The following is a 19,100-nucleotide window of genomic DNA, read 5'->3' on the forward strand; positions in this document are numbered from 1 at the left end:
GGTCGTTTGGGAACCGACCTTACCCCGGTGCGTCACTCGTGCAGCGCTACGAATGCCCAGAAGGGCACGTTCTGCTCCGTCCATGTTTCGCTGGCGTCGGCCAGGATATCCAGGAAGGTGTCAAAGTCCTTCTCCGCGTTCTCCTCCAACCCGTCGGCATCGCTGAAGAACAGCGCATAGCCGTTGGCCTTCTGCCACGACAGATCGCGCAGGCAGTCCAGCAGCGCGTCCCAGTTGCCGCCAAACGTCTGCGGGAAATCCAGCTGCGCGGCAACGCGTGCCAGCAGCGTGCGCTTGTCATTGCACCCCTGCAGATCAATCGTGGTCACGCGCAGCGCGGCATCGCGCATCGCCGCAGACAAGGGTGCGATGTCCTCGTTGGTGACCCGGTAGACGCCGGCGTTGTTGATGTCGTCCAGGTTCAATTCGAATCCATCGTGGTTCATTGCCAGCTCCCGGCAGGTGGGACCTCGAAACTGCGGAAGGTTTCGTAATGGTCGTCGGTGTAGAACCAACCGGTCGGCGGAGTGCCGCCGGTCACGATGCGGCGTGCGCCGCGGTTGCCGGCACCCGGCGTGTCCACGGTGTATTCGCGGTAGTAGCCGCGCGGGCGATCCGGCAGGCGCTGTTCGCGGTTGCTGAAAACGCCGCCGTCCTGGCGGTGCGGGTAGGGGCCGCCGCGCTGGATCAGGAGGATGGTCTGGCGGGCTTCGGCAGGCAGGAAGGCGGGCAGGGCGTCTTGGGTGCGCTGCGCGGTGGCGCCGGGATTGGCCGGGGCGTTGTCGATCGGCGCAGTGTCGGCACCTGGCTGGGTCAGCGACGGCGCGAACTGCGGCGCGGGTGCGCGCTGGGCCAGTTTGATCGCGGCCAGGCCACCTACCAGGAGCACGATGGCAAGCAAAAGCAATAAGGGTTTGCGCATGGGCGGGTATGCCGTGACGAGTAGGGCTTACTGTACTGGGTCTTGGCTAAACACTGCGTGGTTGCCACGCAGGGCGTGGCACTACGCGGTCTTCCCGCCGATCGCGGTGATGGATTCGTCACCGATGCATAACATGTGTTCGACGCAGGACGAAGTTTCCTTTACGTGGGGGTTGGTAAGCTTGGCGGCCATCCCCATCATCGACTTCGCAACGCCCGGTCTTCGCCGGGCGAGTGAGCTACCAGGAGAACCACATGGCCTACACCCTCCCCAAGCTGTCCTACGCCTACGACGCGCTTGAGCCGCATATCGATGCGGCCACCATGGAAATCCATCACACCAAGCACCACCAGACCTACATCAACAACGTCAACGCGGCACTGGAAGGCACCGAGTACGCCGACCTGCCGGTTGAGGAACTGGTCAAGAAGCTCAAGTCGCTGCCGGAAAACCTGCAGGGCCCGGTGCGCAACAACGGTGGCGGCCACGCCAACCACACCCTGTTCTGGACCGTGATGGCGCCCAATGCCGGGGGTAACCCGACCGGCGACGTCGGCCAGGCCATCGACGCCCAGCTGGGCGGTTTCGAGAAGTTCAAGGAAGCCTTCACCAAGGCGGCGCTGACCCGGTTCGGCAGCGGCTGGGCGTGGCTGAGCGTGACCCCGGACAGGAAGCTGGTGGTGGAAAGCACCGGCAACCAGGACAGCCCGCTGATGGAAGGCAACACGCCGATCCTGGGCCTGGACGTGTGGGAACACGCGTACTACCTGAAGTACCAGAACCGTCGCCCGGAATACATCGGCGCGTTCTTCAACGTGGTCGACTGGAAGGAAGTCGAGCGTCGTTACCAGGATGCCATCGCCTGATCGACAGGGCGACCTGAGAAACATTAAGGCCAGGCAGAAATGCCTGGCCTTTTCGTTTATCGGTCCCTGCGGTTACCGGGCAGCCGCATCACCCTGCAGCCGCAGGGTGGCGATGATGCCCAGGCGCAGGGCGCCGATATCGGTGCCTTCCAGCGCGGGCAGCTTCAGCGGTTGCAGGCCTTGTCCGGCGAAGTGGCTCACCTGGAACAGCACATCCAGCCCATGACCGCCCGCGATCCCGGCTGCTGACGGCGGGTCGACGCGCTCGCCGGGATTCTTGCGCGCCGGCTGGAAGCCGGGCGAGCTGCGCACCAGTTCATCGGTGTCGGCCGAGAAGTCGCCTGCAATCAGCGAGGGCAGGCCGTCCGAGGTCGCGCCGATCCAGGTCATCAGGTCACTGGTCTGGTGCTCTCGCACCCGCGCTTCGTCCGGGTCCGGGCGCAGCCGCGCGACGTAGATGTTGACCTGCTCGTCCTGCAGGTTCACCCGCAGCATGCCCGCCGCACTGAACCGGCCCGGCGGATGGAGCAGGGTGACTCCGTCTTCGGCCACCGGCAGCCGGCTGAGCATGGCACTGCCGTGGCGCAGCGGCTGGCTGGGCGGGTCTGCGGTGACGAAATCGCAGCTGTAGCGCAGGCGGGTGGCCAGCCAGCAGGCGGGGTTGCCGCCCTTGGTCTGCAACACCCGCTGCACGGCGATCACGTCCGGCTGCAGGCCTTCCAGCACCTGCAGCAGCTGGTCGCGGCGCTGCTCCCACTGGTTCTCATCCGCAGCCGGCAGTTCCAACGTAGCGATCCTGAGCAGGCGCGGCGGTGCGTCGCTCTGCCGGGCGGCGACCGGGAGCGCAGGCGTGGTCAACAACAGGAGCAGGAACCAGCCGTGCCAGCGTCCTGCGACAACCGTGGGGAGGAGGCGCATAACGATAAGTTTACGCTTGGGCCGTCGACGTGCCGTGACTTCCGTCAATGGAATCAGATCCCTGCCATTGCGAGGCGGGGTTGTCACGTTCGGCCGCAACGTGCGCCGCCGTGCCCCTTCCGGTAACCTTGCGCCCTTTGAACCCGCAGGACAGCCCCATAGAATGAGCACGACCGCAGCCGCCAGCGCCGGCAAGGGAAGCATGCCGCGCCAGATTCCGTACATCATCGGCAATGAGGCCTGCGAGCGGTTCAGCTTCTATGGGATGCGCAACATCCTGGTGCAGTTCCTGATCACCTCGCTGCTGCTGCAGGAGATCACCGCCGATGGCCGGGCCGGCGAGGCCAAGGACATCATGCACAGCTTCATGATCGGCGTGTACTTCTTCCCGTTGCTGGGCGGCTGGCTGGCCGACAGGTTCTTCGGCAAATACCACACCATCCTCTGGTTCAGCCTGATCTACTGCGCGGGCCATGCCTGCCTGGCGGTATTCGAGAACAGCCGCGAGGGCTTCTTCCTCGGCCTGGGGCTGATCGCGCTGGGCGCCGGTGGCATCAAGCCGCTGGTGGCCTCGTTCATGGGCGACCAGTTCGACCAGAGCAACAAGCACCTGGCCAAGCTGGTCTTCGACGCCTTCTACTGGATCATCAACTTCGGCTCGCTGTTTGCCTCGCTGCTGATCCCGCTGGCGCTGAAGAACCTGGGGCCGCAGTGGGCGTTCGGCATCCCGGGGATCCTGATGTTCGTGGCCACGTTCGTGTTCTGGCTGGGTCGCAAGCGCTATGTGCTGGTGCCGCTGCCGGCCAAGGACCCGCATTCGTTCGGCAACGTGGTGCGCACCGCGCTGACCGCGCAGGTGCCGGGCAAGGGCCGTCCGGGTCTTACCCTGGCCATCCTGGGCGCGGTGCTGGCGGTGGCCTCGATGGGCCTGGTTGGCAGCCTGGGCATCGTTATCTGCCTGTGCATCGCGCTGGTGCTGGTGCTGGCCGGCGTGGGTGGCGGTACCTGGCTCCAGCTTGACCGCGCCCGCGCGGTGCACCCGGCCGAGGCGGTGGAGGGCGTGCGGTCGGTCCTGCGCGTACTGGTGATCTTCGCGCTGACCACGCCGTTCTTCTCGCTGTTCGATCAGAAGGCATCCACCTGGGTGCTGCAGGGCCAGCAGATGGCCATGCCGTCGTGGTTCACCGCCTCGCAGATGCAGGCGCTCAACCCGCTGCTGGTGATGATCCTGATTCCGTTCAACAACCTGGTGCTGTACCCGGCCCTGCGCCGCTTCGGGTTCGAGCCGACCGCGCTGCGCCGCATGACCGCCGGCATCGCCTTCAGCGGCCTGGCCTGGATCGTGGTCGGCGGTATCCAGGTAATGATGGACGGCGGCAACGTCATGTCCATCTTCTGGCAGATGCTGCCGTACGCGCTGCTCACCTTCGGTGAGGTGCTGGTCTCGGCCACCGGCCTGGAGTTCGCTTACAGCCAGGCGCCGCAGGCGATGAAGGGCGTGGTGATGAGCTTCTGGAACCTCACCACCACCATCGGCAACCTGTGGGTGCTGCTGTCCAACGCGGCGGTGCGCAACGAGACGGTGACGCACAAGATCGCCAGTACCGGGCTCAGCGAGGCCGCGTTCCTGATGTTCTTCTTCGCCGGCTTCGCCTTCGTGGCGGCGTTGGCCTTCGGTTGGTATGCCAAGCGCTATCGTATGGTCGACAACTACCGCGCTGCCTGAGTACCGCCATGACCCCCGTGAACCTGCTGCTGATCGCCATCACCGTCCTGGTCTCGTGGATGGCGTTCAAGAACCGAGCGCTGGCCGACCGCCTGATCCTGTGGCCGCCGGCCGTGGACCGCAAGCGCCAGTACGACCGACTGGTGACCTATGGGTTCATCCACGCGGACCTGGCGCACCTGGCGTTCAACATGATCACGCTGTTCTTCTTCGGCGGCCAGATCGAGTCGGTGATGGTCAACCTCACCGGCAGCTACCTTACGTACCCGGCGTTCTACCTGGGTGCGCTGGTGGTGTCGATCCTGCCCAGCTACCTGAAGAACCAGAAGAACCCGAACTACATGAGCCTGGGCGCATCGGGCGCGGTGTCGGCGGTGCTGTTCGCCTTCATCCTGATCAGCCCGTGGAGCATCATCTTCGTGTTCTTCATCCCGGCGCCGGCGATCATCTATGCCGCGTTCTACGTGGGCTACAGCATCTGGATGGACCGCAAGGGCGGAGATCGCATCAACCACAGCGCGCACCTTGCCGGTGCCGCGTTCGGCGTGATCTTCATGCTTGCGATGCGCCCGGCGATCTTCGACCACTTCCTGCGCGAGTTGAGCAACCCGCGCTTCGGCGCGTAACGCCACGGCGGGTTTGCCGTGACGTTACGTGCCGGTAGATCACGACCGTTGGTCGTGACTCCTTCTACGCAGCAAAACGCTGGTCGGTACCGTAGGTGCTGAGCAGCCGCGCGTACACTTCGTGGTCGATCAGATCGAATTCCGACCCTTGGGTCTGGCCATTCAGGGCCAGCTGGAACAGGCCTTCCAGCAGCGAGCTGTCGGCGTCGCCGGGCTGGGGGAAGTCGGGTGCATGGTCCATGTGACGCTCCTTGGGACACGGATGGGGCAGACAGGTGACGCAAAACGCGTGCCAGCTTTTGCGGCCTGTCCGAAACCGATATCGGCTTGAATCGGGCGGACTTTAGGTCTGCATGTGACAAAAAGCGTCGCCAGTTGTCCCTGTTCAGGCTTCACGCGATCATGGCGCTACGCTGCGCACTATCGCGACAGTGCCGCAGGAGACACCGCCATGGCTTCGGTCACCCCGCCCGGATTGGCGTATGAGGTGGAGCACGATCCAGCCCGCCACCGGTTCCAGGCCCGGATCCAGGGGGAACTGGCGCTGCTGGACTACAGGATCCAGCGAAAGCGGATGGTCATTACCCACACCGAGGTGCCCGAGGCCATTGCCGGCCGGGGCATCGCGGCGGAACTGACCAAAATCGCCCTGCGCTATGCACGGGACAACAGATACAAGGTGGTGCCGGCCTGCGCCTACGCCGAGCAGTTCTTCGAACGGCACGCCGAGTACCAGGACCTGCTGGCGTAGCAGGCACAGGTTTTTTTCACGGACGAAGGATCATCATGCTGGGTTTCAACAAGGGGATTGCAATGAACATCGCAGGAAACCGTCGCGCGCTGCGTACCGGCGCGCTGGCGTTGGCCGTGGGGCTGGTGCTGATGGCGGGCTGCAAGCGCGAGGCGGATACCGCCGTCGCACCGGTAACCGACACTACCGCCGCACAGCCGGCAACGACCGCGCCGCAGGCTGCCGTCGAGGCGCCGCTCGAGCTGCGGGACGTGATTGAAAACACCCCGCAGGCGGTGGTGGGCATCAGCTACCCCCAGGACGTGAACCGCTTCCCGGGGCTGGCCAAGGCGCTTTCGGACTACGCGACGGCGGCGCGCGCCGAACTGCAGCAGGCCGTGGATGGCCTCGGCAACGACAAGCCGACGATGCCCTACGAGCTGTCGCTGAGCTTCGAGAAGGTACTTGAAACGCCGCAGCTGGTGGTCGTAAGCGCCGATGGCAGCCGCTACACCGGTGGTGCCCATGGCGAACCGCTGGTGGCGCGTTTTGTGTGGCTGCCCGAAACGCAGACCATGCTCACCGCGGACAAGCTGATTGCCGACACCAAGGGCTGGGGCGTGGTCAGCGATTACATCGCCGACCAGCTCAAGGAGCGCGTGGCGACCCGGCTGAGCAGCGAAGACATGGAACCGGGCCAGCTGCAGGAATCGCTGCGCAGCGCCAGCCGCATGATTGCCGATGGCACCGGGGCCAGCGCCGAGAATTTCAGCCAGTTCCAGCCGATGACCGACCCCAATGGGCTGATCACCGCCGTGCGGTTCGTGTTCCCGCCTTATCAGGTGGGGCCTTACTCGGACGGCACCCAGACCGTGGACGTGCCGGCTGCCGTGCTGGCCCCGCACGTGGCCCCGGCCTACGCCGCGCTGTTCGCCAAGGGCTGACGGGGGCCGCCGATGGACGTGGGGCTGCAACGACGGGTTATCGAGTTGCTGCACGAGGCGGACGTCACCGTAGACGGTGATCGTCCGCACGACATCCACGTGCACGATCCGCATTTCTACCCGCGTGTCATCGCGCAAGGGTCGTTGGGGTTGGGCGAAAGCTACATGGATGGGCAGTGGGATGCCGCCTCACTGGATGGCTTTCTCCTTCATCTGATGCAGGCGCACCTGGACGACCGGGTACACGGCTGGCGAGAACTGGGTGACGCGCTCAAGGCGCGGCTGTTCAATCTGCAGGCTGGCGGCGGCAACCTCGAGGTGGGCCGTCGCCATTACGATCTGGGCAACGATCTTTACGGCGCGATGCTGGGCAGGCGGCTTGTCTACAGTTGTGGGTACTGGGCGGGCGCGGATGATCTGGACACCGCGCAGGAAGCCAAGCTCGACCTGATCTGCCGCAAGCTTCGGCTACGCCCGGGCCAACGTGTGCTCGACATCGGCTGCGGCTGGGGCGAGGCATTGAAGTTCGCCGCCGAACGCTACGGCGTTTCCGGCGTGGGCATCACCATCTCGCAGGAGCAGGCCGAGTACGCGCGCGAGCTGTGCGCGGGGTTGCCGGTCGAGATCCGCCTGCAGGACTACCATGAGGTCGAAGAGACCTTCGACGCGATCCTGTCGGTAGGCATGTTCGAACACGTGGGCGACAAGAACTACCGCAGCTATTTCGAGATGGCACGGCATTGCCTGGCGCCGGACGGGTTGTTCCTCCTGCACAGCATCGGCAGCAACCTGTCGCGGCATCGCACCGATCCGTGGATCGCACGTTACATCTTCCCCAATTCGATGCTGCCCTCGGCCGCGCAGATCACGGCGGCGTATGAGGGCCTGTTCGTGCTGGAGGACTGGCACAGCTTCGGCGCCGACTACGACCGCACGCTGCAGGCGTGGCGCGCCAATGTGGAAGCGGCCTGGCCGCGGCTGGACCCGCAACGCTACGACGAACGCTTCAAGCGCATGTGGCGGTTCTACCTGGCCGGCTCGATGGCCAGCTTCCGCTGCCGCCACGCGCAGCTGTGGCAGCTGGTGCTGTCGCCGAACGGCGTGCCGGGCGGGTATATCGCGCCGCGTTGATGGCCCCGCCGGGATGACGCCCAACAAAAAACCGCCCGGCTTTCGCCGGGCGGTTTCTTTTTTGCACGTTCCGTTTTACTTCTTTTCTGCCGTCAGACCGCGCTTCTCGAGCAGCGGCTCGATCTGCGGTTCGTGGCCGGCGAAGTTCTGGAACAGCTGCATCGCATCCACGCTGCCGCCCTTGGAAAGAAGGGTTTCGCGGAAATGGTCGCCGTTCTTGCGGCTCAGGCCGCCGTTCTCGCGGAACCACTTCTGGGTGTTGGCATCGAGCACTTCCGACCAGATGTAGGCGTAGTAGCCGGCCGAGTAGCCGCCCATGATATGGCTGAAGTACGGGGTCCTGTAGCGCGGCGGCACCGGCGCGTAATAGATGCCGTCCTTCTCGAGCGCGGCGCGCTCGAACGCCATCACGTCCTTGGCGGCCGGCACCTGGTCCGGGCCGATCTGGTGCCAGCGCTGGTCCAGCATGGCCGCACCCAGGTATTCGGTGGTGGCGAAGCCCTGGTTGAACTTGGCAGCGGCGATCACCTTGTCCAGCAGCGCCTGCGGCATCGCGGTGCCGTTCTGGTAGTGCTTGGCGTAGTTCTTCAGGATGAGCGGGTTGTCCGACCACATCTCGTTGACCTGCGAGGGGAACTCGACGAAGTCACGCGGCACCGAGGTGCCCGAGAAGTAGGGGTACTTCACGTTCGAGAACATGCCGTGCAGGGCATGGCCGAATTCGTGGAAGGTGGTGGTCACTTCATCCCAGGTCAACAGGGTCGGCTGGCCGGCCGGCGGCTTGGGAATGTTGAGGTGGTTGGCCACCACCGGCTTGAAGCCGGTCAGCTTGGACTGCGACACGTAGGAATTCATCCACGCACCGCCGCGCTTGGACGCGCGCGCGTAGGGGTCGAAGATGAAGATCGCCAGCTGGCTGCCGTCGGCGTCGAACACGTCGTAGACGGTCACGTCGTCGTGGTACACGGGCAGGTCGGTCCGCTGCTTGAAGGTCAGGCCGTATTCTTGGTTGGCGGCGAAGAACACGCCGTTCTCCAGCACGTTCTTCAGCTCGAAGTACGGCTTGAGCTGGGATTCGTCAAAGTTGTACTTGGCCTGGCGCACCTTCTCGCTGTAGTACGCCCAGTCCCACGCCTCGAGCTGGAAGGGCTTCTTGCCGGCGGCCCTCTGTTCCTTGTCGATCATCGCCTGCAGGTCGGCCGCTTCGCGCTTGGCGTTGGCCACCGCGGCCGGGGCCAGCTGGCCGAGCATGGCGTTGACCGCTTCGGGGGTCTTGGCGGTCTGGTTGGTCAGGTTGTAGGCGGCGAAGTTGTCGAAGCCCATCAGCTTGGCCTTGTCGGCGCGCAGCTGCATGATGCGCGCGACCAGCGCGGTATTGTCGAACTCGCCACCACGGCTGCCACGGGTGACCGAAGCATCGTAGATCTTCTTGCGCAGGTCGCGGTTGGCCAGGTTGGTCAGCGGCGGCTGGCCGGTGGTGTTGAGCAGGGCGATGACATACTTGCCCTCCAGATTGCGTGCCTTGGCGGCTTCGGAGGCGGCGGCGATCTGTTCGGCCGACAGGCCGTCGAGCTGCTTGACGTCGTCGACGATCACCGCCGAGGCGTTCACTTCGTTCTGTACGTTCTGGCTGAACTTCGTGCCCAGGTTGGCCAGCTCGGCGTTCATTTCCTTGAGCTTGGTCTTGTCGGCGTCATTGAGCTTTGCGCCGGCGCGCACGTAGCTCTCGTAGTACTTCTCGACCAGGCGCACGCCTTCGGCGTCCAGCCCGAGCTGGGTGCGGGTGTCATACAGGGCCTGGATGCGGGCGAACAGCTTGCCGTTCAGCGCGATCGCATCGCTGTGCGCGGCGAACTTGGCCGAGTAGTCGGCCTGCAGCTTCTTGCGCGCATCGTTGGTGTCCGCGCCGACCAGGCTGAAGAACACGGTGGTGGCGCGGTCCAGGGTGTCACCGCTCTTCTCCAGGGCGATGAGGGTGTTGTCGAAGGTCGGCTTGGCCTTGTTGTTGGCAATGGCTTCCACTTCCTTCAGCTGCTGGGCCATGCCGGCATCGAAGGCGGGAGCAAAGTCGCTGTCCTTGATCTTGTCGAACTGCGGGTAGTGCAGCGGCAGCGGGCTGTCGGCGAAGAACGGGTTGGCCTGCTGGGCGGCGCTGGCCGCAGGGGCGGCGGCAACGGCCGAATAGGCGGGCAGGGCAAGGCCGAGGGTCACGGCGACGGCAAGGGCAAGACGGGTGGTCAAGGGGTAATCTCCGGTCAGACAAGTGCCCGAGGTTAACCCGGGGCGGGGGGTGGGGGCTTGTGTCGAAAGGCATGTGCGGCGGGCGTGGCATTACAATCCACCGAACCCCCTCCGGAGCACGACCATGACCACTGCCTTCGATTTCTCCTTCGTGGACCTGGACGGCCAGGAGCAGGACCTTGACCAGTACCGTGGCAAGGCGCTGTTGCTGGTCAACGTTGCCAGCAAATGCGGCTTCACGCCCCAGTACGAGGGCCTGGAGAAGGTGTGGCGCGAGTATCGCGACCAGGGCCTGGTGGTGATCGGCTTCCCCTGCGACCAGTTCGGCCACCAGGAGCCGGGCAATGCCGAGGAGATTGCCAGCTTCTGCTCACTGACCTACGGCGTGGACTTCCCGCTGTCGGAGAAGATCGAGGTCAACGGGGAAAACGCCCACCCGCTCTGGAAGTGGCTCAAGGCCGAGAAGTCCGGCCTGCTGGGCATCGGTGCGATCAAATGGAACTTCAGCAAGTTCCTGGTCGGCCGGGATGGCAAGGTGCGCGAGCGTTACGCGCCGACCGACAAGCCGGAGAGCCTGCGCGGCGATATCGAGGCGGCGCTGGAATAGCCGTTTATTTTTCGACGAACGCGCGCTCGAACACGTAGTGGCCGGGCGTGCCGATCCGCGGCGAGGTCTGGAAGCCCCGGGCGTCCAGCACGCTGCGCAGGTCGGCCAGCATCTGCGGGCTGCCACAGATCATGGCGCGGTCGTTTTCCGGGCTCAGCTCGGGCAGGCCCAGGGTGCGCTGCATTTCGCCGCTTTCCATCAGCGAGGTCAGCCGGCCCTGGTTCGGGAACGGCTCGCGGGTCACGGCCGGGTAGTAGAGCAGCTTTTCGCCGATCATCTCGCCCAGGAACTCGTGCTCACGCAGTTCCTTCTCGAACAGGTCGCGGTACGCCAGGTCCTTTTCGTAGCGCACGCCGTGGGTGAGGATCACCTTGTCGAAGCGCTCATAGGTTTCCGGATCCTTGATCACCGACAGCCACGGCGCCAGGCCGGTGCCGGTGCCCAGCAGATACAGGTGTCTGCCCGGGTGCAGGTCGCTGATCAGCAGGGTGCCGGTGGGCTTCCTGCCGACCAGTACCTTGTCGCCCGGCTTGATGTGCTGCAGGCGTGAGGTCAGCGGACCGTCCTGGACCTTGATGCTGAAGAATTCGAGGTTTTCTTCCCAGTTCGCGCTGGCGATGGAGTACGCGCGCAGCAGCGGCCGCGCTTCGGTTTCCAGGCCGATCATCACGAACTGGCCGTTCTCGAAGCGGAAACCGCTGTCGCGGGTCGTGGTGAAGCTGAAGTAGGCATCGGTCCAGTGACGGACCTCAAGCACCGTCTCGGCGCCGAAAGCAGAAGACATGGGGAGGGGTCTGAGCTGTGTTGTCGCGTCCAGTTTATCTCAAATGAGATAAATTCTCATTGAACCCCGTTCAGCGATAGCCGGCGGCCTGCAGTTCAAACAGCTCGGCGTAGCGACCGCCCTGCGCCATCAGCTCGACGTGGGTACCGCTGGCCTCGATCCGCCCTCCGGCCAGCACCAGGATCCGGTCGGCCATGCGCACCGAGGAAAACCGGTGCGAGATCAGTACGGCGGTGCGGTTGTCGGACAGCTCCTTGAAGCGCTGGAACACTTCGAACTCGGCGCGCGCATCCAGCGCGGCGGTGGGTTCGTCCAGGATCATCACCTGCGCGTCGCGCATGTAGGCGCGGGCAATGGCAATCTTCTGCCACTGCCCACCTGACAGGTCCACGCCCTGCTTGAAGCGGCGCCCGATCAGCTGCTCGTAGCCCTGCGGCAGCCCGGCGATCACATCCTCGGCCATGCCTCGCCGCGCGGCGTCGCGGATGCGCGCGTCGTCAGTCATCGCCTCGACCAGGCCGACCCCGATGTTCTCGCCGGCGCTGAGGTTGTAGCGCACGAAGTCCTGGAAGATCACTCCCATGTTGGCGCGCAGGTCGTCCAGGTCGTATTCGCGCAGGTCGCGGCCGTCGAGCAGGATGCGGCCTTCGTCGGGGTCGTACAGCCGCGCCAGCAGTTTCACCAGCGTGGTCTTGCCGGCGCCGTTCTCGCCGACCAGGGCCAGCACTTCGCCGGCGCGCAGCTCGAAATCGAGATGGCGCACCGCCCAGCTTTCCGCGTCGGGATACTGGAAGCCCACGTTCTCGAACACGAAGCCCCGGGTGATCGGCTGCGGCACCGGCACCGCGTCGGGCCGCGAATGGATTTCCGGCTGGATCTGGAAGAACGAAAACAGATCGTCCAGGTACAGTGCCTGGCTGGCCACCTGCGAGAAACCGATCAGCAGGCCTTCCAGCAGCTGGCGCAGGCGCAGGAAGCTGCCGGCCAGGAAGGTGAGGTCGCCGATGGAGAAGTCGCCGCGCACCGTGCGCCAGGCGATGTAGGCATAGGCGGTGTAGTACCCGAGCGTGCCCAGGGCGGCCAGCAGGGTGCCCCAGAACGCACGTTTGCGCGCCAGTGCGCGGTTGGCGCGGAAGAACTTGTCGGCCAGGAACCGGTAGCGGTCGATCAGGAACCGGTGCAGGTTGAAGATCTTCACCTCTTTGGCCGTTTCCACGCTGGCGCCGATCTGGCGCAGGTAGTCCAGCTGGCGGCGCTCGGGGGTCCACTGGAAGTTGAGGCTGTAGCCGGCCGCGTTGAAGTGTGATTCGCCGATGAAGGCAGGCACCAGTGCCACGCCCAGCAGCAGGATCAGCCACGGCGCGTACACCAGCAGGCCAACCGCCAGGCTGGCCACGGTGATGGCGTCCTGGACCTGGCCGAACAGCTGGCTCATCAGGTTCATCCGGCCCATGGTCTGGCGCCGGGCGCGGTCCAGCTTGTCCTGCAGGTCCGGGTCCTCGAAGTCCTCCAGGTCCAGCTCGGCTGCGTGTTCCATCAGGCGCACGCTGGTGACGTTGGTGAACAGCTCCGAGAGCAGGGTGTCGGCGTAGCTGACGACGCGGCCGAGCAGGTCCGAGGCGATGGCCAGGCCGAATTCAAGCGCCAGCAGCGCCAGCAGTGGATTGAGCAGGCCGCTGGACAGTGCCTCGCCGAACGGTGGGAAACCGGCCTCATGCCGGCTCAGCAACAGCGCCGCATCGATGATGAGCTTGCCCACGTACAGCATCGCCACAGGCAGCAATGCGCGGATCACGCGCAGGCCCAGGCTGGCGCTGGCCAGCGCCGGGCTGGTCTGCCAGACCTGGCGCAGGAACGGGGGGAGGTTGCGCATCGCCTGGAAGCGTTCGCGCAGGCTGGGGTTTTTGGCGCCGGAGACGCCAGAGGCGGGGGAAGCAGGCATGGCCCCATTGTGCCTGCCATGGCTGTGAAGCCGGGTCGAGCGTTACGATTCTTGACCGTTGCGGCCGCCGCAGGGTGGTTATCGGGAGTGATTCCCACCACCGCCGGGCCGGGGCGCTAAAATGGACGACTTACCCCCGCCAGCCCCGAGCAAGCGAGCATTACGTGACATCGATCAAGCAGGAAGACCTCATCCAGTCCATCGCCGACGCGCTGCAGTACATCTCGTACTACCACCCGGTCGACTACATCAAGAGCCTCACCGCCGCCTACGAGCGCGAAGAGTCGCCCGCCGCGAAGGAAGCGATGGCCCAGATCCTGATCAATTCCCGGATGTGCGCCGAAGGCCACCGGCCGATCTGCCAGGACACCGGCATCGTCACCGTGTTCCTGGAAATCGGCATGAACGTGCGCTGGGACGACGCCACCATGGGCGTGGAAGACATGGCCAACGAAGGCGTGCGCCGGGCCTACAACCACCCGGACAACAAGCTGCGCGCCTCGGTGCTGGCCGACCCGGCCGGCAAGCGTACCAACACCAAGGACAACACCCCGGGCGTGGTCAACGTCAAGGTGGTGCCGGGCGATACCGTCGAGGTGATCGTGGCGGCCAAGGGCGGCGGTTCGGAAGCCAAGAGCAAGTTCGCCATGCTCAACCCGTCCGATTCGATCGTTGACTGGGTGCTCAAGACCGTGCCGACCATGGGCGCCGGGTGGTGCCCGCCGGGCATGCTCGGGATCGGCATCGGTGGCACCGCTGAAAAGGCGATGCTGCTGGCCAAGGAGTCGCTGATGGAGCCGATCGACATCAACGAACTCAAGGCCCGTGGCGCCTCCAACCGCGCCGAAGAACTGCGCCTGGAGCTGTACGACAAGGTCAACGCGCTGGGCATCGGCGCGCAGGGCCTGGGCGGCCTGACCACGGTGCTGGACATCAAGGTCAAGGACTTCCCGACCCATGCGGCCAACCTGCCGGTGGCGATGATCCCCAACTGCGCCGCCACCCGCCACGCCCACTTCACCCTGGACGGCAGCGGCCCGGTGATGCTGGACCCGCCGTCGCTGGAAGACTGGCCGCAGATCACCTACGACGCCTCCAAGGGCATCCGCGTCGACCTGGATACCATCACCCCGGAAGACGTGGCCAGCTGGAAGCCGGGCCAGACCCTGCTGCTCAACGGCAAGCTGCTCACCGGCCGCGATGCCGCGCACAAGCGCATGGTGGACATGCTCAACAAGGGCGAGCCGCTGCCGGTCGACCTCAAGGGCCGCTTCATCTATTACGTCGGCCCGGTCGATCCGGTGCGCGACGAAGTGGTGGGCCCGGCCGGCCCGACCACTGCCACCCGCATGGACAAGTTCACCCGCCAGGTGCTGGAACAGACCGGCCTGCTGGGCATGGTCGGCAAGGCCGAGCGCGGCCCGGCCGCAATCGAGGCGATCCGTGACAACAAGTCGGCCTACCTGATGGCAGTGGGCGGTTCGGCCTACCTGGTCTCCAAGGCGATCAAGGCGGCCAAGGTGGTCGGCTTCGCCGACCTGGGCATGGAAGCAATCTACGAATTCACCGTGCAGGACATGCCGGTGACCGTGGCGGTGGATTCCACCGGCGAATCAGTGCACATCACCGGCCCGCGCGAATGGCAGGCGAAGATCGGCAAGTTTCCAGTAGTAGTGGCCTGACCCTTGGCCTGGTCGGTACCGCCCCCTGGCAGGTACCGACCGTGGGTCGGTACCGCCTCAGCGCACCAGCATCCGCACCGCCAGTCCTCCCAGCACCGTGCCCATCAGCGCACGCTGCACCACCTGCCAGCGCGGGCGACCGGCCAGGGACGCGGCAATGCTGCCTGCGGCCAGCACGATCACGGCATTGACGCTGATGCTGGTGGCGATCTGCAGCGAGCCCAGCAACAACGACTGGGTCATGACGCTGCCATGGTCGTGCGGCTGGATGAACTGCGGCAGCAGCGACAGGTACAGCACCGCGATCTTCGGATTGAGCAGCGCGGTGAACAGGCCCATTGCAAACAACCGACGCGGGCTGTCCTGCGGTAACGCACGCAGCTCGAACGGCGAGCGCCCGCCTGGGCGCAGCGCCTGCCAGGCCAGGTACAGCAGGTACAGTGCGCCGGTCACGCGCAGCGTGTCATAGGCATGTGGCACCGCCATGAACAGCGCGCTGATGCCCAGCACCGCGCACAGCAGGTACACCAGCAACCCCACCGCGATGCCGCCCAACGACACCAGCCCGGCCACGCGGCCCTGGCAGATCGATCGTGACACCAGGTAGATCATGTTCGGCCCCGGGGTGAGCACCATGCCCAGTGCGATCAGACTGAAGGCGAGCAGTTGGGAAGGATCGGGCATGGCGGCGCGGCATCGGGCGGCAGAAGATGCGCTGCATGCTAGGCTGCGGCCGTGCGGCTCGACAGCCACAGGCGCACGGCAATGCAGCGCTCATCTGTATCCATTGCCGGTGGCTGCTGCGCGGGCATAATCACGACCTCTCCTTCCGCAGGTTCCGGGCATGGCCACCACGTTGTATGGATCCTCCAGTACTGCGTCACTTGTGGTGCACTGGCTGCTGATCGAGCTGGGCATCGAGCACACGCTGGTGTTGCTCGATTTCGACACCCGCGAACAGAAGTCGGCCGACTACCTTGCCCTCAACCCAGCCGGGCGCGTGCCCACGCTGGTGATGGGCAACCAGGTGCTGACCGAGGCGGCAGCTATCGCGTTGCACCTGGCCGACCTGCATCCCGAGGCCGGGCTGCTGCCGGCGCCGGCCTCGCCTGAGCGCGCGCAGGCCTACCGCTGGATGTTCTGGTGCGCCAACACCCTGCAACCTGCTTACCGAGCCTGGTTCTATGCCGATGAAGTGGCGGGTGCCGCCAATGTCGATGCGGTACGTGAGGGCGCGCGCCAGCAGCTTGAAGCGGGGTGGGCGCAGTTCACCGGGCATCTGCGACAGGCGGGGCCCTATGTGCTGGGCGAGCGCATCAGCGTGGTCGATTTCATGCTGGTGATGCTGATGCGGTGGTCGCGCAACATGCCCCGGCCCAGTGATACCTGGCCGGAGCTGAAGGCGTACGCCGAGCGCGTCAAAGCGCGCCCGGCGTTCGCCGAAGTCTACCGCCGCGAAGGCATCACCGACTGGCGGTAACCCAATGGCGTAGGGTCGGTTCCCAAACGACTGCCGATACAGGCAATCAGTGCTTTGACGCATTGGCCTCTGGCGGAGACGTGCCTTCGTTGGAGGTCATAACCCAATGAGGTACCCGCCGCGATCGGCGGTGGTGCTCCTCCGCGTCCTGCGGCCGCACCACTCGTGCATCCGTGCACGTCGTCGATCGGGATGCGACCCTACCGGCATCGGCATCCCTGGAGGCGGCTCCGTAGATCGACTCAGTACCATTCCAGCAACGACACACCCAAGCCGATGTATGTCGCCTTGTGGTTGTAATCGATCATGCTCTCGCCGTATCCATCGAACACCTGCACGTGCCCGCGCAGCAGGTTGCTGATCGGGAAGCCGTAATCGAGCTGCAGCGCCCCGTGCGAACGATCGCCACCGCGCAGCGAATGGCGCGCCATCAGCGAGACCTCGTGGCCGTTGCGGTTCCAGGTCAGGGTCGCATCGCCGCGTCCCATGTAATCCTCGATGTCAGGGTTGTTGTCGTCTTCGCGGTCTTCGGGCAGGCGGTACCACGGGCGCAGCACCAGCGCCCAGTTCTCGCGGTCCAGGCCGATGTTGGCGATCACCCGGTTCCAGCTGCGCGACAGCGGATCGGCGCGACCGTTGGACATGTGGGTAAGGCTGATCCCGCTCATGCGCCCGCGCCAGCCGCCGATGGAATAGCCGTTGCGGAAGACCATCATGATCTCCGGCTCGTAATTGGTTTCGCGGAACGGGCGCGAGTTGTCGGCGTTATAGGCCTGCCAGCGCGAACTCTGGGTGTAGCCGGCCCAGATGTCGCCGTTGTCGCCGAACACGTTCTCCCAGACCTTGGTCTTGAAGCTCAGCTGGAACTTGAGCTCGTTGCTGTCCAGCTGCTGCGGCGTGGCTACCGTATTGTCCGGATTGGGCGACTGCGGCATCTGGTTCTTGTCGCTGGTCCAGAACGCGGGAAGCAGGTACACCGGCTTGTAGGCACGCAACTGGAACGCCCCCAGCTTGGAGTCCTGGGCCAGCTCCCAGCGGCTGTCCAGCAGCGACCCCTTGCCGGCATTGGCCAGTGCGGCGTCGTGCCCGTCATTCTTGAACACCTCGCCCAAGCGCTGCTTGACCCGCTCGGTGGCGGGGGCATCCGGCATGCGCGCGGCCTGGCGCTCCTCCCGGCGTTCCTGCTTGGCGGCGGTAGCCGCGGCATCGGCCGCCTGGGTGGTTTCGGTCGTGGGCCGGAACAGCTTGTCGTAGCAGGCCAGGCGGGCCACGTCGGTACCTACCAGCGCGCAGGCTTCCGGCGATGCCGGCGTCGGTGCGGCTTCCTGGGCCGCCAGCGGCAGGCTGGCGGTAGCCAGCGCCAGGGCAGAGAGCAGGGCCGAACGGGGGCGGTGGGTCATGGTGGCAGGCCGATGAATGGAGGGGAGCGCGGACAGTGTGGCGGCTGCCCGACGTTCCTGCCAGCGCAACATTCCGCACTGACGGGATCAGCGCGTTTATGCCGGTGTCCCCCGTGCGCGCGACGTGAAGCCGGTCGGGCTCAGAAGAACCACGCGAATGCGAAGATGCCCAGCATGGCGATCACCAGCGCCAGCTTGAGCGCCAGGCCCAGCAGGATACCCAGCCAGGTGGCAAGGCCCACTTTGGTCGAGCGCCCCAGTTCACGGGTATGCCAGTACTCACCGAGCAGCGCGCCAACCAGTGGGCCGACGAACAGCCCGATCGGCATGAAGAGCAGCCCGACGATGCTGCCCACGAAGGTGCCCCACAGCGCCTTGCGGCTGGCACCCACCCGCCTGGCGCCGACCACCGTAGCCAGCACGTCCACCGCGAATGAGGTCAGGGTGAGCAGACCCAGCACGGTCAGCGGCACCCAGCCCACGTGCACGAAGCCGTCAGCCCAGGCTGCCACCAGCAGGCCTGCGAATACCAGTGGGATGCCGGGGAGGGCAGGCAGAACGATGCCGGCGATCCCCACCAGGACCAGCAGCGCGGCGATCAGGTAAAAGATGAATGAAGGGTCCATGCTGTCCAGTATGGTGGCCTGTTTGGGGTTGACATATGTGAAATAAGGCAGTTGCTTTTTCGTTTGGCCCGGGTTAAGTTGCAGGCGCTGAGCTTGGCAAGGTCACCGTGGATCGTGGCCTGATGATGGTAGATCTTCCGATCCGCTCCATCGATGCACCTCGCTTCCCCCTTGCTTGTCAGCCGCCCACAAGGCGTAACCAACTACAAGTCAGTCAGGGAGTAAGGAAGATGTCAGAGAGGGGCACCGTCAAGTGGTTCAATGACGCGAAGGGTTTCGGGTTCATCAGCCGTGAAAGCGGCGAGGACGTGTTCGTGCACTTCCGTGCAATTGAATCCCAGGGCTTCAAGAGCCTGAAGGAAGGCCAAGCGGTTGAATTCGAAGTGGTCAATGGCCAGAAGGGCCTGCAGGCCGACAAGGTGAAGCCGCTCTAAGCGCTCACTGTTTCGGAGTCAACGAAACATGGAAAGGGCCC

The 19,100-nt window shown here is 65.1% G+C and carries 20 protein-coding genes; 10 read left to right on the forward strand and 10 right to left on the reverse strand.

What is annotated here, in order from left to right; translation table 11 throughout:
- Positions 1 to 32: 32 nt before the first annotated feature.
- Both ACGFZ3_RS12570 and ACGFZ3_RS12575 read right to left on the reverse strand, forming a co-directional pair.
- Complete coding sequence (locus ACGFZ3_RS12570; RefSeq protein ID WP_392921438.1) at positions 33 to 446, reverse strand: barstar family protein; 414 nt, start codon at positions 444 to 446, stop codon at positions 33 to 35.
- Positions 443 to 922 (reverse strand): ribonuclease domain-containing protein, encoded by a 480-nt coding sequence (locus tag ACGFZ3_RS12575; RefSeq protein WP_392921441.1) that lies wholly within the window; start codon positions 920 to 922, stop codon positions 443 to 445. The genes ACGFZ3_RS12570 and ACGFZ3_RS12575 overlap by 4 nt, the downstream gene beginning before the upstream one ends.
- Positions 923 to 1,176: 254 nt before the next feature.
- Here ACGFZ3_RS12575 and ACGFZ3_RS12580 point away from each other — a divergent pair, with 254 nt between their 5' ends.
- Positions 1,177 to 1,788 (forward strand): superoxide dismutase, encoded by a 612-nt coding sequence (locus ACGFZ3_RS12580; RefSeq protein ID WP_392921443.1) that lies wholly within the window; start codon positions 1,177 to 1,179, stop codon positions 1,786 to 1,788.
- 72 nt (positions 1,789 to 1,860) lie between these two features.
- Here the strand turns inward: ACGFZ3_RS12580 and ACGFZ3_RS12585 are convergent, their stop codons facing one another.
- Positions 1,861 to 2,706 carry an endonuclease/exonuclease/phosphatase family protein gene (locus ACGFZ3_RS12585; protein WP_392921446.1) on the reverse strand — a complete coding sequence of 282 codons (846 nt, stop codon included), beginning with the start codon at positions 2,704 to 2,706 and terminating at the stop codon, positions 1,861 to 1,863.
- Between the two features lie 163 nt (positions 2,707 to 2,869).
- On the opposite strand from ACGFZ3_RS12585, the gene ACGFZ3_RS12590 reads away from it, so the two are divergent.
- Together ACGFZ3_RS12590 and ACGFZ3_RS12595 are read left to right on the forward strand one after the other, a co-directional pair.
- Complete coding sequence (locus ACGFZ3_RS12590) at positions 2,870 to 4,432, forward strand: oligopeptide:H+ symporter (RefSeq protein ID WP_392921449.1); 1,563 nt, start codon at positions 2,870 to 2,872, stop codon at positions 4,430 to 4,432.
- An 8-nt stretch (positions 4,433 to 4,440) separates the two neighbouring features.
- Positions 4,441 to 5,058, forward strand: coding sequence for a rhomboid family intramembrane serine protease (locus ACGFZ3_RS12595; RefSeq protein WP_392921452.1), 618 nt, complete (start codon positions 4,441 to 4,443; stop codon positions 5,056 to 5,058).
- 64 nt (positions 5,059 to 5,122) lie between these two features.
- Here ACGFZ3_RS12595 and ACGFZ3_RS12600 read toward each other — a convergent pair whose 3' ends face one another.
- Positions 5,123 to 5,299, reverse strand: a complete 177-nt coding sequence (locus tag ACGFZ3_RS12600; RefSeq protein WP_392921455.1) for a hypothetical protein — start codon at positions 5,297 to 5,299, stop codon at positions 5,123 to 5,125.
- A gap of 210 nt (positions 5,300 to 5,509) precedes the next feature.
- Here ACGFZ3_RS12600 and ACGFZ3_RS12605 point away from each other — a divergent pair, with 210 nt between their 5' ends.
- The 3 genes from ACGFZ3_RS12605 (at position 5,510) to cfa (ending at position 7,863) form a co-directional block, all read left to right on the forward strand.
- Positions 5,510 to 5,809 carry a GNAT family N-acetyltransferase gene (locus tag ACGFZ3_RS12605; RefSeq protein ID WP_392921457.1) on the forward strand — a complete coding sequence of 100 codons (300 nt, stop codon included), beginning with the start codon at positions 5,510 to 5,512 and terminating at the stop codon, positions 5,807 to 5,809.
- 62 nt (positions 5,810 to 5,871) lie between these two features.
- Positions 5,872 to 6,732 carry a PdaC/SigV domain-containing protein gene (locus tag ACGFZ3_RS12610; protein ID WP_392921460.1) on the forward strand — a complete coding sequence of 287 codons (861 nt, stop codon included), beginning with the start codon at positions 5,872 to 5,874 and terminating at the stop codon, positions 6,730 to 6,732.
- 12 nt (positions 6,733 to 6,744) lie between these two features.
- Positions 6,745 to 7,863 carry a cyclopropane fatty acyl phospholipid synthase gene (gene cfa, locus ACGFZ3_RS12615; RefSeq protein ID WP_392921463.1) on the forward strand — a complete coding sequence of 373 codons (1,119 nt, stop codon included), beginning with the start codon at positions 6,745 to 6,747 and terminating at the stop codon, positions 7,861 to 7,863.
- A gap of 75 nt (positions 7,864 to 7,938) precedes the next feature.
- Here cfa and ACGFZ3_RS12620 read toward each other — a convergent pair whose 3' ends face one another.
- Positions 7,939 to 10,104 carry a M3 family metallopeptidase gene (locus tag ACGFZ3_RS12620; RefSeq protein ID WP_392921466.1) on the reverse strand — a complete coding sequence of 722 codons (2,166 nt, stop codon included), beginning with the start codon at positions 10,102 to 10,104 and terminating at the stop codon, positions 7,939 to 7,941.
- A gap of 124 nt (positions 10,105 to 10,228) precedes the next feature.
- Between ACGFZ3_RS12620 and ACGFZ3_RS12625 the strand changes: the two genes are divergently transcribed.
- Positions 10,229 to 10,711 carry a glutathione peroxidase gene (locus ACGFZ3_RS12625; protein ID WP_392921468.1) on the forward strand — a complete coding sequence of 161 codons (483 nt, stop codon included), beginning with the start codon at positions 10,229 to 10,231 and terminating at the stop codon, positions 10,709 to 10,711.
- Positions 10,712 to 10,715: 4 nt separating this feature from the next.
- Here the strand turns inward: ACGFZ3_RS12625 and ACGFZ3_RS12630 are convergent, their stop codons facing one another.
- Entirely contained in the window at positions 10,716 to 11,495 is a 780-nt protein-coding gene (locus ACGFZ3_RS12630) for a ferredoxin--NADP reductase (protein WP_392921471.1), read from the reverse strand.
- A gap of 70 nt (positions 11,496 to 11,565) precedes the next feature.
- Positions 11,566 to 13,437, reverse strand: coding sequence for an ABC transporter ATP-binding protein (locus ACGFZ3_RS12635; RefSeq protein WP_392921473.1), 1,872 nt, complete (start codon positions 13,435 to 13,437; stop codon positions 11,566 to 11,568).
- A 164-nt stretch (positions 13,438 to 13,601) separates the two neighbouring features.
- Between ACGFZ3_RS12635 and ACGFZ3_RS12640 the strand changes: the two genes are divergently transcribed.
- Positions 13,602 to 15,119: a fumarate hydratase gene (locus tag ACGFZ3_RS12640; RefSeq protein WP_392921476.1), complete on the forward strand. Its 1,518-nt coding sequence runs from the start codon at positions 13,602 to 13,604 to the stop codon at positions 15,117 to 15,119.
- Between the two features lie 57 nt (positions 15,120 to 15,176).
- Here the strand turns inward: ACGFZ3_RS12640 and ACGFZ3_RS12645 are convergent, their stop codons facing one another.
- Positions 15,177 to 15,803, reverse strand: a complete 627-nt coding sequence (locus ACGFZ3_RS12645; RefSeq protein WP_392921479.1) for a LysE family translocator — start codon at positions 15,801 to 15,803, stop codon at positions 15,177 to 15,179.
- A gap of 160 nt (positions 15,804 to 15,963) precedes the next feature.
- Here ACGFZ3_RS12645 and ACGFZ3_RS12650 point away from each other — a divergent pair, with 160 nt between their 5' ends.
- Positions 15,964 to 16,599 (forward strand): glutathione S-transferase family protein, encoded by a 636-nt coding sequence (locus ACGFZ3_RS12650; RefSeq protein WP_392921482.1) that lies wholly within the window; start codon positions 15,964 to 15,966, stop codon positions 16,597 to 16,599.
- A 242-nt stretch (positions 16,600 to 16,841) separates the two neighbouring features.
- Here the strand turns inward: ACGFZ3_RS12650 and ACGFZ3_RS12655 are convergent, their stop codons facing one another.
- Positions 16,842 to 17,999, reverse strand: a complete 1,158-nt coding sequence (locus tag ACGFZ3_RS12655; protein ID WP_392921485.1) for a phospholipase A — start codon at positions 17,997 to 17,999, stop codon at positions 16,842 to 16,844.
- 140 nt (positions 18,000 to 18,139) lie between these two features.
- Complete coding sequence (locus ACGFZ3_RS12660) at positions 18,140 to 18,625, reverse strand: DUF456 domain-containing protein (RefSeq protein ID WP_392921487.1); 486 nt, start codon at positions 18,623 to 18,625, stop codon at positions 18,140 to 18,142.
- A gap of 230 nt (positions 18,626 to 18,855) precedes the next feature.
- Here ACGFZ3_RS12660 and ACGFZ3_RS12665 point away from each other — a divergent pair, with 230 nt between their 5' ends.
- A complete protein-coding gene (locus ACGFZ3_RS12665) occupies positions 18,856 to 19,059 on the forward strand; it encodes a cold-shock protein (protein ID WP_392921489.1) in 204 nt (67 codons plus the stop codon).
- The last annotated feature ends 41 nt before the right edge of the window (positions 19,060 to 19,100 follow it).

Source organism: Stenotrophomonas sp. NPDC047960, from assembly GCF_043204395.1.
Lineage (GTDB): Bacteria > Pseudomonadota > Gammaproteobacteria > Xanthomonadales > Xanthomonadaceae > Stenotrophomonas.